Genomic DNA, 15,750 nt, shown 5'->3' on the forward strand with positions numbered 1-15,750 from the left:
TGCCGCCGTTCGGATGTATTTTCATCTCGATTGTCGACGAGCAATGACGGGAAACCGGTACACGCGATGGCGAACAGGCTGACGACACAGGACGCGTCGTTCTACTTTCTCGAGGCCAGTAGTACGCCCATGCATCTCGGATCATTGGCCGTCTTCCGCACTCCTCGTAGCGGCTTCAGCTACGAGAATTTGCTGTCCTTGGTGGAACAGCGGTTGGTTCTCGTGCCGCGCTATCGGCAGAAAGTGCGAGAGGTGGCGTTCGGTCTTGCACGTCCGGTGTGGGTCGACGATCCCGATTTCGACATCACCTATCACATTCGCCGCTCGGCTCTGCCGAAGCCGGGGTCCGACGAGCAATTGCACGATTTGGTTGCCAGGCTCACCTCGCGTCCTCTCGATCGGACTCGGCCACTGTGGGAGATGTACCTCGTCGAGGGCTTGACCAAGAATCGATTCGCGATATTCACCAAATCCCATTCGGCGCTCGTCGACGGTGAAAAGGCGCTCGAGATCGGCCAAGTGATCCTCGACGCGAGCAAGAGTCCGCCGACCATGGCCGAGGAACTTTGGATGCCTGCGCGTGAACCTCGCGAATCGGCTCTCGTGTTCGATGCGATCACCGAGATGATCGTGCGCCCAGGGGAGGGTGTGGAAGTGCTCAAGGGTGCTGTCGCCGGGGTGGCGGGCGTCGCGGGAGGCGTTGTGAAGGCGACAGGAAAAGTGTTGTCTGCCGTGCGGACGGCGGCTCAAACTGCGCCGTCGAGTCCGTTGAATACACCGATATCGCGAAACCGTCGTTTCGCTGTCGCCAAGACTGAGCTGTCGGACTACCGAAAAATCCACAACCGCTTCGGTTGTTCGATCAACGATGTAGTTCTTGCGGTCGTCACCGGAGCGCTCAGGAACTGGCTGCTGTCTCGCGGCGAGCCGGTGACGGCATCGTCGACAGTGCGCGCGATGGTTCCGATGTCGGTGTACGTCTCCAACGAGCGAGCAGGCTACGACGAGTACGCGGATCGTCTGACGGGCGATCACGCCACCGACGGTGATCCCGACGACTCGCCGCGGAGCGAGGTGTCGTCTTTTCTCATCGATCTTCCGGTCGGGGAGCCGAACGCCGTCGTCCGGATTTCGCACATAGCTCACGCAACCGACGCGCATGCGAAACAGTCGCCTGGGGTCACCGCTCACACGTTGATGCGTATCTCGGGGTTTGCGCCTGCGAGCCTGCACGCGATGGGAGCGCGCGCGGGCAGCAGGTTGTCGCAGCGCCTGTTCAACCTCATCATCACCAACGCGCCGGGACCACAATTTCCGTTGTACGTCGGGGGCGCCCGTATGTTGGAGATGTTCCCTGTCTCTCCGCTGTTCGAGAATCAGGCGCTCAGCATCGGCTTGACGTCCTACGACGGATTCGTCTGCTTCGGATTGAATGCCGACCGTGGTGCCATGCCGGATGTCGACGTGATTACAGCACTGCTGCTGGAGGCTTTGGAGGAACTCGTCGATGCCAGCAACGATTCGAGAGTGTGAGGTAACCGCAGTGAGGGTCTACGTACCGGCGACAGTGTCCATGTTGCGGACTTTGGTGGCTGACGGAGAGTTCCATCCGGTGAGTAGAACCGCATTCGCGGTCACCCCGACGCTCCGGGAGTCATACTCCTCGGGCGACGACGAGGAGCTCGCCGAGGTGGCGATGAACGAGGCTGCTCGTGCGTCGCTTCGTTTGGTGGCGGCCGGCATCGAGGATGAGCAGGACGGGGCGGTCGACGGCGGGATCATCGACGGTGGGGTCGTGTATCGCCGGGCGGTGATCGCCGCAGACGTCGACGACCCAACTCTGCGGCCCGACCTCGACGATTCGGTCGTTCGGCTCAAAGAACCCTTGCGTATGGACCAGGTGGCGTCGATACACGTCGATCTGGAAGCTGCAGAATCGGATGTGGCGAAGGCAGTTGCGGTCGTCGACGCAGCCGATATGGGAGATCATGATGCCGAATTCGTGCTCGGCGACGCCGAAGACCATATTCTTGCCTGGTACGCCACGCAGGAACTGCCGTTCCTGCTCGAGTTCCTGTAGTCGGACGGACTGTCCGGTAACCTACGGTAGCGTAACCTGGACATAGGTGAGGTTGCAGACGCACCGCGGAACGCGCGACGTGGCGTACCGGATCTACTGTTTCGAGCGAGGGGAACAAACTTTCCGATGGACCTGAAGAAGTGGCTGGAAGCCCCGGCTGCGGATGTTTCGGCACCGAAGCGACCGAAGCTCAACATGTTGCGCGGCGCCATCACTCGGATCACCACGCCGTTGCTTCCCGACGACTACCTTCACCTTGCCAATCCGCTGTGGTCAGCTCGCGAGTTGCGGGGACGCGTCGTCGAGGTCAAGCAGGAGACTGCAACAGCGGTGACTCTGGTCATTCAACCTGGCTGGGGATTCAACTTCGATTATCAACCAGGCCAATACATTGGAATCGGACTCCATCTTGGCGGCCGGTGGCACTGGCGTTCGTACTCGCTGACGTCGCCGCCCAATTGGGACGAGAAGCGGATCTCCATCACCGTCAAGGCGATGCCGGAGGGCTTCCTTTCGAGCCATCTGGTCGGCGGCGTTCCTCAGGGAACCATCGTTCGGCTCAACGCGCCCAAGGGGAACTTCGCGCTACCGACGCCACCCCCGGACAAGATACTTTTCATCACTGCGGGTAGTGGAATCACACCCATCATCTCGATGCTGCGGACGCTGGATCGGCACGGCGACATGCCGGACACCGTGCACATCCATTCGGCACCTACCGAGGACGAAGTGATGTTCGGGGACGAGTTGACGACCATCGCCGCGGGACACCAGCAGTTTCAGTCGCACATCCAGCTGACCCGGTCTGACGGCAAGTTCGCATTGGCCTCGCTCGACGGCCTCTACCCGGATTGGCGTACTCGCGAGACGTGGGCGTGCGGTCCTGCGGCGTTGCTGGAGGATCTGGAGCGGGTCTGGAAACAAGAAGGTATCGAGAACAAGCTTCACCTCGAGCGGTTCGAGATTGCCAGGGCCGATACCTCGGGCAAGGGTGGCAAGGTCACGTTCTCCAAGTCGGATCGGTCGGCGGACATCGACGGAGCGACGAGTCTGCTCGAGGCGGGCGAGAACCTGGGTGTTCAGATGCCGTTCGGTTGCCGGATGGGTATCTGTCAGTCGTGCGTGGTGCCATTGACCTCGGGCCATGTGATCGATCTGCGTTCCGGCAAGGAACACGGTGAAGGCGAACGTATCCAAACGTGCATCTCCGCCGCTGCGGGCGATTGCACTCTGGAGCTGTGAAGACGAGTACAGGGTGACTGCCTTACGTGAACGAGCACCAACGGATTTCTCAGCAAGTTCGGGTACCCTTGGCAACGTCGCTTCGCCTAAAATATACGTTTAGTTCGGGCTGGCGCCCATAACTCTGGAGGACCACGATGGCCATCACGGACATCAAGGAGTTCGCTCATCTCACCGAAGCAGACATGGAAGCCTTCGGTCGCGAACTCGACGCGGTACGCCGCGACATCGAGGATTCGCGTGGCGAGAAAGACGCCGCGTATATCCGCCGCACCATCAAGTTGCAACGCTGCTTGGAGCTCGGCGGTCGAATGGTCTTGATGGGCAGCAAGTACCGACCGGCATGGCTTGCAGGCACGGCCATGTTGAGCGTTGCCAAGATCATCGAGAACATGGAACTCGGGCACAACGTGATGCACGGGCAATGGGACTGGATGAACGATCCGGAGATCCACTCGGTGTCGTGGGAGTGGGATCAGACCGGGCCGTCCGAGCAGTGGAAGCGTGCGCACAACTATTCGCACCACACCTATACCAACATTGTTGGAATGGATGACGATATCGGTTTCGGAATTCTTCGGATGACTCGTGACGAGCCGTGGAAGCCGATGAATCTCCTGCAGCCGCTTGCCAATGTCGTGCTCGCAACAACGTTCGAGTGGGGAATTGCGCTGCACGATCTCGATGCTCAGAAAGAACTCGACGGCGAGCACGCGGGCAACTTCTGGAAGTCACCGACCAATCGTGCGTTCGCTCGCAAGATTGCGCGGCAGGTCGGCAAGGACTTCGTGTTGTTCCCTGCGCTGACTGGTCCTTCTTGGAAGAGCACGCTGACCGCGAACGCCACGGCCAACCTCGTCCGCAATCTGTGGTCGTATGCAGTCATCTTCTGTGGGCACTTTCCTGATGGCGCCGAGAAGTTCACGATGGGCCAGTTCGACACCGAAACTCGTGCTGAGTGGTACCTCCGTCAGATGCTCGGTAGCGCGAACTTCGACGCAGGCAAGCTTATGGCGTTCATGAGTGGCAATCTCTGCTATCAGATCGAGCACCATATGTTCCCTGATCTGCCGAGTAACCGCTACAAAGAAATCTCCGAACGCGTGCATGCGCTGTGCGAGAAGTACGACCTTCCATATACGACGGGTTCGCTCGGCAAGCAGTATTTGTTGGCACTGCGCACGATCCACAAGTTGTCGCTGCCGGACAGCTGGCTCCGCGCTACCTCGGACAATGCTCCGGAGACCAGCTCTGAGCGTCGTTTCCGCCCGGATGATGCACCTGTCGTGCACGCCCTGCGTATCGACCCGCTCACCGGGCAGCGCCGCGGCCTCCGTTCTGCGATCGCCGAGGCGCGGGTGACATTGCGGCACGCGAAAAAGGAAGCGAAGCGGCAGGCGAAGGCGCTTCGTCAGGCGCAGCGGGATCGAGTGAGTTCGGTCACGCCTACGTCGCCGTAACCTACGGAACCGTAAGTTACGGTAGAGTAGCCGGGAGTAGAGACACTATGTGTCACCACCGACGACTGCCAGGAGGGCCGTAACCCGTGGCGATTTCGGAAATCAAAGAGTATGCACACCTGACCGATGCTGATGTCGAAGCACTCGGAGTCGAACTCGACGCGATCAGACGCGACATCGAAGGCTCACGCGGTGAGCGTGATGCCCGGTACATCCGCAACACGATCAGGCTGCAGCGCTCCCTTGAAATTGGTGGCCGCGCAGTCCTTTTCGCCAGTCGTAAGCGGCCGGCGTGGTTGTTGGGAACCGGGATGCTCGGCGCCGCCAAAATCATCGAGAACATGGAACTCGGGCACAACGTGATGCACGGGCAATGGGACTGGATGAACGATCCGGAGGTCCACTCCACATCGTGGGAGTGGGACAACACCGGTCCGTCGGCGCACTGGAAGCAGACGCACAACTACATCCACCACAAGTACACCAACATCCTCGGGATGGACGACGACGTCGGCTACGGTCTGCTTCGCGTTACGCGTGATCAGCGGTGGAAGCCGTTCAATTTGGGTAACCCCGTGTTCAACCTGCTGCTCCAGCTGTTCTTCGAGTATGGAGTTGCAGCGCAGCACCTCGAGTTGGGCAAGGTCGCCCAGGGGCGGGTTCCTCGTGAGGAGTTCGAGCAGAAGCGCCGCGAGGTGCTGGAAAAAGTCGGTAAGCAGATCGCCAAGGACTATGTCGTCTACCCGGCGCTCACCGGACCGGCCTGGAAGAGCACTCTGACGGCCAATATCGTGGCGAACATGATCCGCAACGTCTGGACCAACACGGTTATCTTCTGTGGTCACTTCCCGGACGGCGCAGAGAAGTTCACCAAGGCCGACATGGTGGGTGAAACCCAGGGGGAGTGGTACCTGCGTCAGATGCTCGGCAGTGCGAACTTCAACGCAGGCCCCGTCATGGAATTCATGAGTGGCAATCTTTGCTACCAGATCGAGCACCACCTGTTCCCTGACCTTCCGAGCAATCGCCTGCGGGAGATCAAGTTTCGCGTTCTCGAACTGGCCGAGAAGTACGACCTGCCGTACACCACCGGATCGATCGGCAAGCAATACCTGCTGTCGTGGCGAACCATTGCGAAGCTCTCGCTTCCGAACAAGTACCTCAAGGCGTCGGCCGACGACGCGCCCGAAACTGCATCGGAACGCAAGTTCGCCGGTGACACCGGTCGCGGCTTGCTGACCGTCGATCCAGAGACAGGCAAACGTCGCGGACTCCGAACCGCAATCGCCGAGTCGAAGAGCAAGAGGGGGCTTCGCGGACTCGTCGCGAAGGTTGCCCGATAGAAGAAACACCGAACAGAAAACGCTTACACGACGCTTGGTGGTCTCTCCGGACTACCAGGCGTCGTTCGTGCGTACGGCCTCGAGAAGTAGACGCACGGCAGCGACGCGCCGTGCGGCGTCGCCGATCAGGGCGTCCAATGCGCATTCCGGATCGGCAGGTGGACCGAGATGGGTGCACCCGCGCGGACATTCCTTGATCGCATCTGCCAGATCCGAGAATGCGGCGACCACCTGTTCGGGCGAGATGTGTGCCAACCCGAACGATCGAATACCTGGCGTGTCCACGACCCACCCGCCGCCTGGCAGAGGGAGGGCGACGGACTGCGTCGACGTATGTCTGCCCTTTCCTACTCCCGATACGACGCCGGTGGCGCGATGGGCGTCGGGAACCAGTCGGTTCACGAGCGTGGATTTCCCCACTCCCGAATGCCCTATGAGCGCGGTCAACCGGTTGTCGAGTGTTTTCGTCAGTTCGGTCAGATCCTCGCTCTGGCCCGCCAGGACGACCGGGACGTCCAGATCGGCGAAGGCCGCCGCAAACTCGGCGGGATCGGCCAGGTCGCTCTTGGTGAGGCACAGAATGGGTTTCAGCCCTCCAACGTACGCAGCAACGAGTGCCCGCTCGACGAATCCTGTCCGCGGTGGGGGATCCGCCAGTGCCGCAACGATGAGGAGTTGTTCTGCGTTGGCGACGACGACTCGCTCGTACGGGTCGGTGTCGTCGGCGGTGCGTCGCAGCACGGTAGTGCGCTCGGCGACGCGGACGATGCGGGCGAGTGTGTCGACCTTGCCCGAGAGGTCTCCGACGATGTCGACGTCGTCTCCCACGACGATCGGGGTTCGGCCCAGTTCGCGGGCGCGCATGGTAACCACGTGCCTATCGGGATCGCCGCCCAGAACACAACCCCACCGGCCACGGTCGACGGACACCACCATGCCCGATTCCGCGTCGGCATGGTCCGGTCGCGTCTTCGTTCGGGGGCGCGAACTCTTGCCCGGCCGAATCCGAACGTCCGATTCGTCGTAGCGGCGCGGCGTCAGGACGAGATCTCTTCCGCGGTGTGCGTCGGCGAACCCGCCAGCATGTCGGCCCACAATAACTCGAAACCGGGAAGGGTCTTGGCGGTGGTGCCGATGTCGTCGACCTCGACTCCTTGGACGACAAGGCCGAGAATAGCTCCCGCAGTTGCCATTCGGTGATCGGCGTAGGCATGCCACATGCCGCCGTGAAGAGCGGTGGGCATTATGTCGAGACCGTCGTCGGTCTCGTCGGCGGAGCCGCCGAGCCTGCCGATCTCGGTGGCGAGGGCGGCGAGACGGTCGGTCTCGTGTCCGCGAAGATGCGCGATCCCACGGAGGTGAGATGGTCCGTCGGCCAAGGCGGCGAGGGCGGCGACCGTCGGAGTCAGCTCCCCGACTTCGTGCAGGTCGATGTCGATGCCGCGCAGGGTGTCCGGCCCGCGAACCACGAGGGTGCCGTCGATCAATTGCACGTCGGCGCCCATGCGCGAGAGAATCTCTCGCACAGCGTCGCCGGGTTGAGTGGTCGTCGACGGCCAGTTCGGCACTCGGACTTCGCCTCCCGTCACCGCAGCGGCGGCGAGGAACGGTGTTGCATTGGACAGGTCGGGCTCGATCACCCAGTCCACTGCATTCACCGGGCCGGGGTGAACCCGCCAGGTGTCGGCGTCGCCGCTCTCGGCCGGCGTGTCGACGCGGACCCCGGCGCGGCGCAACATTTCGACGGTCATGTCGATGTGCGGCATCGACGGAACCGGCTTACCGACGTGGTGGATGACGATTCCGTCGTCGAAACCAGCAGCCGAGAGCATCAGACCCGAGACGAACTGCGACGAGCCCGACGCGTCGATCTCCACCGATCCTCCGCGCACGCTGCCCGTGCCGTCGACGGTGAACGGAAGACTGTCTCCTGCCACGCCGACGCCGATGGCGCGCAGCGCACTCAGAATGGTGTCCAGAGGCCGGGTTCGAGCTTGCTCGTCGCCGTCGAAGGCCACCGCTCCCGTGGCCAGAGCGGCCAGCGGCGGCACGAATCGCATAACGGTGCCGGCCAGCCCGCAATCGATGGAACCACCGTGCAGCGGCGCGGGGAAGACCGTGAGCGACGTCGGATCATCGGGATCGATGTCGATCCTGACGCCGATCTCGCGTAGCGCTGCGATCATCAAGTCGGTATCGCGGCTGCGTAGCGTCCCGGAAACCGACGAAGGGCCAGTGGCCAGTGCCGAGATGATCAGCGCTCGATTGGTGATGGACTTGGATCCGGGAAGGGTGACCGTCGCACGAACGGGCGCGGAGGTCGACGGTGCAGTCCAGGGATTCACCACCCCATCCTTGCGCATCCGGTATCAGCGTGTGGCATTCGGTATCAGTGTGTGGCTTTCGGCGTCACTGCGTGGCAACACGCGCGGTCACTGCGTTCGTGAGTCGAACGAGGTCGCGTGGATCGAGCTCGATTTCGAGACCTCGACGACCTCCGCTGCACAGTATGCGGTCCCAGTTCAGCGCCGACTCGTCCACGACGGTGACGAGTAGCCGTTTCTGCCCGATCGGGGAGATGCCGCCGAAGACGTACCCGGTGGAGCGCTCGGCATCGATCCGGTCGGCCATCGCAATTTTGCGGGCACCCAGCGCGGACGCTGCGCTCTTGAGCGAGAGCGTCGTGGTGACCGGCAACACCGCGACGGCGAGGGAGCTGTCCGGACGCTTGACGACGAGGGTCTTGAATATTTGCTCGGACGTGACTCCCAGGCGTTCGGTGAGGACATCGGCGGCCTCGCTACCGTACGACTCGTTGCGCGGGTCGTGCTCGTAGGTGTGCACACGATGGCCGACTTGTCTCGCGATCAGCAGCGCGACGGCGGGCGTCGGAGCAGCAGGCATGCAGGCCACTGTAGCGATGGTGGGCCGCGTGAATACCGGTTCGACTTCGTCGGCCGTCGACCGGACGGGAACACGCGGCGCACTCCCGTTGTTCTTTGCACTACGAGTGCAAGTGGAAGGAAGGGAGTGACTGTGGCCTTGATGACCACCGATCGCCGCGAGGCGGGTGTATCGGGTGCGGGTGCGATCTATGTGAAGGACCTGCCCTCGCCCACGGTAGCCTGGTCGAACATGGCTACCGAAGGGAACAGCGTGGAGGAAGTCGAGCGCCCAGCTCAGGCGGCAGCCGAGTCGGCAGGTGAACTGACGGCGCGCTTCGAGCGCGACGCTCTCCCGATGCTGGATCAGCTGTACGGCGCGGCATTGCGTATGACGCGTAACCCGGCGGACGCCGAAGATCTCGTCCAGGAGACGTACATCAAGGCGTATTCGGCGTTTCGATCGTTCCGCGAGGGCACGAACTTGAAGGCCTGGTTGTATCGGATCCTTACCAACACCTACATCAACTCGTATCGGAAGAAGCAGCGCCAGCCTGCGCAGTATCCGACCGACGAGATCACCGACTGGCAGCTGGCGGCGACCGCCGAACACACCTCGACCGGACTCCGTTCGGCTGAGGTGGAGGCGCTCGACGCTCTTCCCGACGACGACATCAAGGCGGCTCTACAGTCTCTCCCGGAAGAGTTCCGGATGGCGGTCTACTACGCCGACGTCGAGGGATTCCCATACAAAGAAATTGCCGAGATCATGGGTACGCCCATCGGAACGGTGATGTCGCGTTTGCATCGCGGGCGCAAGCAGCTGAGGGGTCAGCTGGCCGGCGTGGCTCGCGAGCGTGGATTCAATCGCAACGGTGCGGTGGACATGCACGAGCAGGAGGTTTCGAAGTGACATCAGATGTGCCCGAAACGCCGACTGCGGCAGATCGAGAGTTCGAGAACCTCGATTGTTCCGCTGTGATCGCGGACGTCTGGCTGATGCTCGACAACGAATGCGACCAGGGGAGCCGCGAACGCCTCCAGCGTCACATCGACGAATGCGGATCGTGCTTTGCTGCCTACGGCATCGAGGAGAAGGTCAAAAACCTCATCAACCGTAAGTGCGGAGGCGATCAAGCACCGGCAGGGCTACGCGAGAGGCTCAGCATCGAGATCCGAAGTACCGTGCTCATCAAACAGACGGAAATCGACTGACCTCGTAGACCAGGTAATCGAAGAAGGGCCGGGAAGCAGATGCTTCCCGGCCCTTCTTCGATTACCCGTGGCAATACGTCAGCTGTTCGGACGTTTGCCGTGGTTGGCTTTGTTTCCCTTACGACTGCGCTTCTTGCGCCCACGCTTACCCATGATGAGCTCCTCTCTACTTGTTCACTACAGTCTTTCACGTGTGATCGGCTGTGTTTCCAGTGGTGCCCGAATCCTGCTGCGAATCAGCCCCGAACGAGAGGGAAACATCATGGCCGAGGACGTACGTGCAGAGATGGTATCGACCGTGCTCGAGATTGTCGTGACCGAGGGGGCGACGGTGTCGATCGGAGACACGTTGGTCGTTCTCGAATCGATGAAGATGGAAATCCCGGTGCTGGTCGAGTCCGAGGGAACCGTCACAACCATCGGAGTGCAGGTCGGTGACGTCATTCAACAAGGCGATCTTATTGCCGTGGTGTCCTGAGTCGGCCGAGCTCGTACGGTGTCGACACTCAGTGACCTTCTCGCCGAACACACCGATCTGCCCGGTGACGCGGTGGACCATCTGCAGCGAGTGGTCGGGGAGTGGCAACTCCTGGCCGATCTGTCTTTCGCCGACCTGCTCCTGTGGGTCGGCACGGAGGAGATCGAGGGCCGTCCGGATGCCGAGGTACTGTGCGTAGCCCAGTGCAGGCCGACCACAGCTCCTACGGCGTTCACCGAGGATATGGTCGGTGCGGCTGTATCGGAATTCCAGCACCCCAACGTCATGGACTCGTTGATCACGAGAACGATCGTGCGCGGGGAGGGAGGAAACACCGAGAGCGTGCCCGTCCGCTGCGGTGAGCATGTCATTGCGGTGCTCACCCGTGACACCAATCCCGCGCAGCAGCGTCCTCCCAGTGCGCTGGAGATTGCGTACCGCGACTGCGCGGACGACTTGTGCAGAATGATCAGCGAAGGCACGTTTCCGACACCGGTCGAGCGAACCGACGTCAACTCGTCTCCTCGGGCCGGCGATGGATTCATCCGCCTCGATACCGAAGGTCGGGTCGTATACGCCAGTCCCAATGCCCTCTCGGCCTATCACCGAATGGGGTTGACGACAGAACTGTCCGGCCGAGATCTTGCCTCGGTAACGCGGTCGTTGATAACCGATCCATTCGACTCTCAGGAAGTTGCGGACCACATTCGTGCATCGCTCACGAGCAGCGAGGGACATCGCATGGAGGCCGATGCACGGGGCGCTACCGTGCTCATTCGCACGCTTTCGCTTCGCCCACTCGGTCGATCGGTTGGCGCCATCGTCTTGGTTCGCGACGTTACCGAGGTCAAGCGCCGCGACCGGGCGCTGCTCAGCAAGGATGCGACGATTCGCGAGATCCATCACCGGGTGAAGAACAATCTTCAGACGGTGGCTGCGCTGCTGCGTCTGCAGTCGAGACGGCTGGAGAATGAGGAAGCGCGGACTGCGTTGTCCGAGTCGGTACGGCGAGTGACCTCGATCGCTCTCGTCCACGAGATGCTGTCCATGTCGGTCGACGAGGAAGTCGACCTCGACGAGATCGTCGATCGTCTCGTACCGATCATGCTGGACGTCGCCACCGTCAACCCGCGGGTTCGGGTAGCCCGAGAGGGAAAGCTTGGAGTGTTCTCGGCCGAGCGGGCGACCCCGTTGGTGATGGTGCTGACGGAACTGGTGCAGAACGCCATGGAACACGGCTTCGACGCCGGAAGCGCAGGTGTGGTGCTTGTCTCTGCCGATCGATCCTCCAAATGGCTGGATGTCGTCATTCACGACGACGGCCGCGGACTGCCGCCAGGGTTTTCGCTGGAGAAGTCGGAAGGGCTCGGCCTCCAGATCGTGCGCACCCTCGTGTCGGTCGAACTCAACGGATCCCTTGGTCTGCATCCGGCATCCGGGGGTGGCACCGATGCCTCGCTGCGGGTGCCGTTGGGGCGCCGCGCACCTCGGCTGTGATACCAGGAACGGGGAGCGACGGGCGGAGATCTGTGCGTGGGTGCACGAGGGTCGACGCAGCACAGGACCCGGTTTCCTGAAGAAACCGGGTCCTGTGTTGTCAGCTCTGTACGGGGCGCTCGCGCGCTCTCCGTGCGGCCGGGGAATGAATGCTAGACGGAGCTACGTGCTCGCGTGCGTGCGTTCCGACGCTTCAGTGCGCGACGCTCGTCTTCGCTCATTCCACCCCACACGCCGGCATCTTGGCCGGACTCGAGTGCCCACGAGAGGCACTCAGCGGTGACGGGGCACCGCGTGCAGACGACCTTGGCATCGGCGATCTGCGCGAGTGCCGGGCCACTGTTTCCCACTGGGAAAAAAAGTTCCGGATCTTCGTCGCGACAAATTGCCTTGTGGCGCCAGTCCATCCTCTGCTCCTTACCGGGCGCCGGAGCGCCGTTTCGTTTAACTGCTGTTTCGAGTTTGTCCATTGTTCACTCATGCGTATTCAATGTTTCCGCACTGTTGCTTGTGAATGCTTTCACGAACTTAGGGGAAGTCAAGAGATAGCCGCGTGACCGTGGTCAAGCTCACTCTGTTAGGCTGCCGTAAGCCTCCTGCGCTCCTTTGTACCCTCCTGAGACGGTTTGTGCAGGCAATTTCCCGGCAGTAGCAGTGTGAGATGGCTTTCGGCACGGCTGCGTGACGCCTCGAGGACCGCCCGGTCGGGGAGTGTTCGGCACCAATTCGGCGCAATTCAGGCCAGGTTCGGGGCGATGACCTCCAGTGCCGCCGGCGTAGCGAAGAAATCGGCTTCGGTGCGCATTCCGAGGTAGTCGCCGTCCATCTGCAGGCCGATCGGCTCGCTCGAAGTAATACGAACGCGCGGTGTGTCGTCGACGCGAAAGAGCTTGCGCGACTTCAGTTTCGAACCTGAAGTCAGCAATTGACGTGAGATGTTCAGGCTCGGGATCACGTTGGTCGTCGACACCGCGAAGAGGCCTAGTCCCGTGTCGAACGACGTCCCTGGGTTCGTATGAACCGGGCGCTCGTTCAGATAGGTCCACGGACTCGAGTTCGAAACGAAAGCGTAATGAATGCCCGTTACCGGATCGTGATCAGGCACATCGACCGTCAACGTCGGAGCGTGACGCTTGTTACGAAAAAAGGCGCTGACGGCAGCGCGAACGTACCGCGTCGCCGAGACAGGTCCGCCGTCCTTGCGCCCAGCGTCGATGGCCCGGCAGACGTCCGCGTCCAGTCCGAGGCCTGCGTTGAAGGTAAACCAGCGGTTGTCGCAGTGTCCGAGGCCGATGGTCCGTCGCGAACGAGCGGCCAACAAATCGATCAGTTGATTAGTCGCGGCGACCGGATCGGCCTCGATCCCGAGCGAACGCGCGAACACGTTGGCGCTTCCGCCTGGAACCACAGCCAGTGGGGGGATCGCGCCGATGGTCACAGATCTCATCGACGTCGGCAGCGGGACACCGAGGAGACCGTTGATCACCTCGTTGACCGTTCCGTCGCCGCCATGGACGATCACCAGACCCATACCGTCTTCCCTGGCCTGACGGGCCAGTTCGGCTGCATGATCGCGATGCGTCGTGTGGGCGACGGTTACTCGGACTCGACTCGACAACGCATGGGCCAACAAGTCTCTTGCGGCCGGGGTCGTCGACGTCGCGTTTGGATTGACGATCAGGAGCGCACGCACGGAACATCAGCCTAATGGGTCGTTCCGCAAGGTCCCCTCCTGGCTAACTGGGTCGGGGACAACGCGTGTTCTAGGCTTGTGCGGTGCCAACGCCGTCGCAGTCCACGATGCCGCCTCCAACGTTCAGGGCCGCTGGCGTGCTCGTCTCGCTGGAAGGGCTAGTCGGTCTGGTCGCCGCAGTCGTTCTGCTGGTCCGCGCACTTTCAGGCGCGACCGACAACGCGGCAAACGGATACGGAACTGCCGGGTGGTTCGCCGTGGTGAGCGCTGCCGTCGGGGGAGCAGGTATTGCCCTTGTGTTGGGTAAGCGATGGGGACGTGCAGTAGCGCTCGTCGTCCAGCTTCTGTTGCTTCCGGTTGTCTGGTCGTTGCTCACCGATTCCCACCAGCCGCTCTACGGGGCTCTGCTCGGTATCGCGGTGATCGCGATACTGGTGCTGCTGTTCAGCCCGGCGTCGTCCCAGTGGATGGCGGCCGAATATTCGCACCTCGACGACGAGAACACCTAGTCACAAGTCCGACACTTGGCGCATGAGCGCTCGTTCTACGGCGAAACCCGCTGGGCGAGGGCCTCCAGTGCCGTCCCGGTCATCCGAAATGTCGTCCACTCGTCCTGCGCAACAGCTCCGAGCGACTCGTAGAAACCGATCGATGGGGTGTTCCAGTCCAGTACCGACCAGCTGAGCCGCGTGTACCCCTTCGCTGTGCACTCCGCGGCCAAGGCTGCGAGCAGTGCACTGCCCATTCCCGAACCACGTGAAGCGGGTTGCACGTACAGGTCCTCGAGGTAGATGCCGTTGACGCCGTCCCACGTCGAGAAGTTCAAGAACCAGATCGCTGTCCCGACGACACCGCCGTCGCTTTCGGCGACGTGCGCGAAGACGGACGGGTTGTCTCCGAACAGTGCTGTGTGAATCTGTTCCGGTCGAACAGTGCACTGATCCAGCAACTTCTCGTATTCCGCAAGTTCGCGGACCAACCCACAGATCGCGCCGACGTCGGTCGGTTGCGCTCGCCTGACCGTCTCCCCGACAACTGTCATCGCCGCGACTCCTGATCTCGGCCCGTTCGCACCGACGGGTGAATGTTGTGAACGATGATTTGACGGAAGGAATGCTCGAAGCCCAGTACCGAGTATGCGGCGGGCGACATCGCGAATCGCTTTCCTTCTGCGACCGGCAGGTGCAACCAGCGGGTGAGCAGTGCGCGGGAAAAGTGACCGTGTCCGACGAGAACGACATCGCGCTCGGCGAGAGCCGGCAGCACCACGGAAAGAACGAGATCGGCCCTCGCGCCGATGTCCTCCATGCTCTCCCCGCCAGGGCACGGGTGGGTCCACACCGTCCAATGCGGAACGGTCTCCTGGATGCGCTGTGACGTCAGCCCCTCGTAGTCGCCGTAGTCCCACTCGGCGAGCCCGTCCCATTCCCTCTCGACCGTCAAGCCTGCAAGTCGAGCGGTACGAAGTGCGCGCGCTCGGGGACTGCTGATCACGAGGGGCGATCGGAGGCCCAGTTCGCCGACGAGCTCACCCGCTGCGCTCGCCTGCCGTTCGCCGATGTCGGTGAGCGGAACATCCGTGGCTCCGGTATGGCGGCCGGACGTCGCCCATTCGGTCTGGCCGTGGCGTAGTAGCACGACACGTCCGGATTCGGCGGGGGATGGAGTTGTCATGAGTGCAATGATGCCGTGCCGGGAGTCACAGCGATTCGGGTGCATGCGTTTCGAAAACGGATTGAGTAGCGCCGGACAACAGTGAATACTGTTTCGAGTCGTTCGTAATCTCGCGGTCCGCGCTGTCGTCAGCGTAGAAACAGCGAGGGTCGATGCAGCGAAGGTGGGCTCGCGCAAGGGCGCGCG

At 62.0% G+C, this 15,750-nt stretch carries 18 protein-coding genes; 10 read left to right on the top strand and 8 right to left on the bottom strand.

Annotated features, from left to right (window positions below):
* Positions 1 to 66: 66 nt before the first annotated feature.
* The 5 genes from QMK17_RS17800 (at position 67) to QMK17_RS17820 (ending at position 6,125) form a co-directional block, all read left to right on the top strand.
* Positions 67 to 1,533 (top strand): WS/DGAT/MGAT family O-acyltransferase, encoded by a 1,467-nt coding sequence (locus tag QMK17_RS17800; RefSeq protein WP_283510619.1) that lies wholly within the window; start codon positions 67 to 69, stop codon positions 1,531 to 1,533.
* Complete coding sequence (locus QMK17_RS17805; RefSeq protein ID WP_283510620.1) at positions 1,508 to 2,080, top strand: DUF6912 family protein; 573 nt, start codon at positions 1,508 to 1,510, stop codon at positions 2,078 to 2,080. Before QMK17_RS17800 ends, QMK17_RS17805 begins: the two co-directional genes overlap by 26 nt.
* Positions 2,081 to 2,206: 126 nt before the next feature.
* A complete protein-coding gene (locus tag QMK17_RS17810; protein WP_283510621.1) occupies positions 2,207 to 3,322 on the top strand; it encodes a ferredoxin reductase in 1,116 nt (371 codons plus the stop codon).
* A gap of 137 nt (positions 3,323 to 3,459) precedes the next feature.
* The gene (locus tag QMK17_RS17815) at positions 3,460 to 4,782 is read left to right on the top strand and encodes a fatty acid desaturase family protein (RefSeq protein ID WP_283510622.1); all 1,323 of its coding nucleotides are present in this window, start codon (positions 3,460 to 3,462) and stop codon (positions 4,780 to 4,782) included.
* An 86-nt stretch (positions 4,783 to 4,868) separates the two neighbouring features.
* Positions 4,869 to 6,125, top strand: coding sequence for a fatty acid desaturase family protein (locus tag QMK17_RS17820; RefSeq protein ID WP_283510623.1), 1,257 nt, complete (start codon positions 4,869 to 4,871; stop codon positions 6,123 to 6,125).
* A 51-nt stretch (positions 6,126 to 6,176) separates the two neighbouring features.
* Here QMK17_RS17820 and rsgA read toward each other — a convergent pair whose 3' ends face one another.
* From rsgA to ybaK, 3 genes are read right to left on the bottom strand one after another with little or no spacing between them, the layout of a single operon-like run.
* Positions 6,177 to 7,166, bottom strand: a complete 990-nt coding sequence (gene rsgA, locus QMK17_RS17825) for a ribosome small subunit-dependent GTPase A (protein WP_283510673.1) — start codon at positions 7,164 to 7,166, stop codon at positions 6,177 to 6,179.
* The gene (gene aroA, locus QMK17_RS17830; protein WP_283510624.1) at positions 7,163 to 8,488 is read right to left on the bottom strand and encodes a 3-phosphoshikimate 1-carboxyvinyltransferase; all 1,326 of its coding nucleotides are present in this window, start codon (positions 8,486 to 8,488) and stop codon (positions 7,163 to 7,165) included. The genes rsgA and aroA overlap by 4 nt, the downstream gene beginning before the upstream one ends.
* A 46-nt stretch (positions 8,489 to 8,534) precedes the next feature.
* Complete coding sequence (gene ybaK / locus QMK17_RS17835) at positions 8,535 to 9,029, bottom strand: Cys-tRNA(Pro) deacylase (protein WP_283510625.1); 495 nt, start codon at positions 9,027 to 9,029, stop codon at positions 8,535 to 8,537.
* A 231-nt stretch (positions 9,030 to 9,260) separates the two neighbouring features.
* Between ybaK and QMK17_RS17840 the strand changes: the two genes are divergently transcribed.
* Together QMK17_RS17840 and rsrA are read left to right on the top strand one after the other, a co-directional pair.
* A complete protein-coding gene (locus tag QMK17_RS17840) occupies positions 9,261 to 9,920 on the top strand; it encodes a sigma-70 family RNA polymerase sigma factor (protein WP_283510674.1) in 660 nt (219 codons plus the stop codon).
* Positions 9,917 to 10,222, top strand: coding sequence for a mycothiol system anti-sigma-R factor (rsrA, locus tag QMK17_RS17845; protein ID WP_283510626.1), 306 nt, complete (start codon positions 9,917 to 9,919; stop codon positions 10,220 to 10,222). The genes QMK17_RS17840 and rsrA overlap by 4 nt, the downstream gene beginning before the upstream one ends.
* Before the next feature lie 78 nt (positions 10,223 to 10,300).
* On the opposite strand, the gene QMK17_RS26510 is transcribed toward rsrA, so the two are convergent.
* On the bottom strand, positions 10,301 to 10,375 hold the full coding sequence (locus QMK17_RS26510; protein WP_115967926.1) for a 50S ribosomal protein bL37: 75 nt from the start codon (positions 10,373 to 10,375) through the stop codon (positions 10,301 to 10,303).
* A 109-nt stretch (positions 10,376 to 10,484) separates the two neighbouring features.
* Here QMK17_RS26510 and QMK17_RS17850 point away from each other — a divergent pair, with 109 nt between their 5' ends.
* On the top strand, positions 10,485 to 10,700 hold the full coding sequence (locus tag QMK17_RS17850; RefSeq protein ID WP_283510675.1) for a biotin/lipoyl-binding carrier protein: 216 nt from the start codon (positions 10,485 to 10,487) through the stop codon (positions 10,698 to 10,700).
* A gap of 18 nt (positions 10,701 to 10,718) precedes the next feature.
* Positions 10,719 to 12,197, top strand: a complete 1,479-nt coding sequence (locus QMK17_RS17855; protein WP_283510627.1) for a sensor histidine kinase — start codon at positions 10,719 to 10,721, stop codon at positions 12,195 to 12,197.
* A 152-nt stretch (positions 12,198 to 12,349) separates the two neighbouring features.
* Here the strand turns inward: QMK17_RS17855 and QMK17_RS17860 are convergent, their stop codons facing one another.
* On the bottom strand, positions 12,350 to 12,604 hold the full coding sequence (locus QMK17_RS17860; protein WP_026347946.1) for a WhiB family transcriptional regulator: 255 nt from the start codon (positions 12,602 to 12,604) through the stop codon (positions 12,350 to 12,352).
* Positions 12,605 to 12,933: 329 nt separating this feature from the next.
* Positions 12,934 to 13,890 (bottom strand): diacylglycerol/lipid kinase family protein, encoded by a 957-nt coding sequence (locus QMK17_RS17865; protein WP_283510628.1) that lies wholly within the window; start codon positions 13,888 to 13,890, stop codon positions 12,934 to 12,936.
* Positions 13,891 to 13,973: 83 nt separating this feature from the next.
* Here QMK17_RS17865 and QMK17_RS17870 point away from each other — a divergent pair, with 83 nt between their 5' ends.
* A complete protein-coding gene (locus QMK17_RS17870) occupies positions 13,974 to 14,399 on the top strand; it encodes a hypothetical protein (RefSeq protein WP_283510629.1) in 426 nt (141 codons plus the stop codon).
* Positions 14,400 to 14,434: 35 nt separating this feature from the next.
* Here QMK17_RS17870 and QMK17_RS17875 read toward each other — a convergent pair whose 3' ends face one another.
* Both QMK17_RS17875 and QMK17_RS17880 read right to left on the bottom strand, forming a co-directional pair.
* Positions 14,435 to 14,932: a GNAT family N-acetyltransferase gene (locus tag QMK17_RS17875; protein WP_283510630.1), complete on the bottom strand. Its 498-nt coding sequence runs from the start codon at positions 14,930 to 14,932 to the stop codon at positions 14,435 to 14,437.
* The gene (locus QMK17_RS17880; protein WP_283510631.1) at positions 14,929 to 15,564 is read right to left on the bottom strand and encodes an acid phosphatase; all 636 of its coding nucleotides are present in this window, start codon (positions 15,562 to 15,564) and stop codon (positions 14,929 to 14,931) included. The genes QMK17_RS17875 and QMK17_RS17880 overlap by 4 nt, the downstream gene beginning before the upstream one ends.
* Positions 15,565 to 15,750: the final 186 nt, after the last annotated feature.

It is taken from the genome of Rhodococcus sp. G-MC3, from assembly GCF_030063335.1.
In the GTDB taxonomy this organism is placed as follows: domain Bacteria; phylum Actinomycetota; class Actinomycetes; order Mycobacteriales; family Mycobacteriaceae; genus Rhodococcoides.

Bases quoted from the DNA above. Each gene is read 5' to 3' on its own strand.
- QMK17_RS17800 (WP_283510619.1), top strand. From the start codon at position 67: ATGGCGAACAGGCTGACGACACAGGACGCGTCGTTCTACTTTCTCGAG.
- QMK17_RS17805 (WP_283510620.1), top strand. From the start codon at position 1,508: ATGCCAGCAACGATTCGAGAGTGTGAGGTAACCGCAGTGAGGGTCTAC.
- QMK17_RS17810 (WP_283510621.1), top strand. From the start codon at position 2,207: ATGGACCTGAAGAAGTGGCTGGAAGCCCCGGCTGCGGATGTTTCGGCA.
- QMK17_RS17815 (WP_283510622.1), top strand. From the start codon at position 3,460: ATGGCCATCACGGACATCAAGGAGTTCGCTCATCTCACCGAAGCAGAC.
- aroA (WP_283510624.1), bottom strand. From the start codon at position 8,488: ATGCGCAAGGATGGGGTGGTGAATCCCTGGACTGCACCGTCGACCTCC.
- ybaK (WP_283510625.1), bottom strand. From the start codon at position 9,029: ATGCCTGCTGCTCCGACGCCCGCCGTCGCGCTGCTGATCGCGAGACAA.
- QMK17_RS17840 (WP_283510674.1), top strand. From the start codon at position 9,261: ATGGCTACCGAAGGGAACAGCGTGGAGGAAGTCGAGCGCCCAGCTCAG.
- QMK17_RS17850 (WP_283510675.1), top strand. From the start codon at position 10,485: ATGGCCGAGGACGTACGTGCAGAGATGGTATCGACCGTGCTCGAGATT.
- QMK17_RS17860 (WP_026347946.1), bottom strand. From the start codon at position 12,604: ATGGACTGGCGCCACAAGGCAATTTGTCGCGACGAAGATCCGGAACTT.
- QMK17_RS17875 (WP_283510630.1), bottom strand. From the start codon at position 14,932: ATGACAGTTGTCGGGGAGACGGTCAGGCGAGCGCAACCGACCGACGTC.
- QMK17_RS17880 (WP_283510631.1), bottom strand. From the start codon at position 15,564: ATGACAACTCCATCCCCCGCCGAATCCGGACGTGTCGTGCTACTACGC.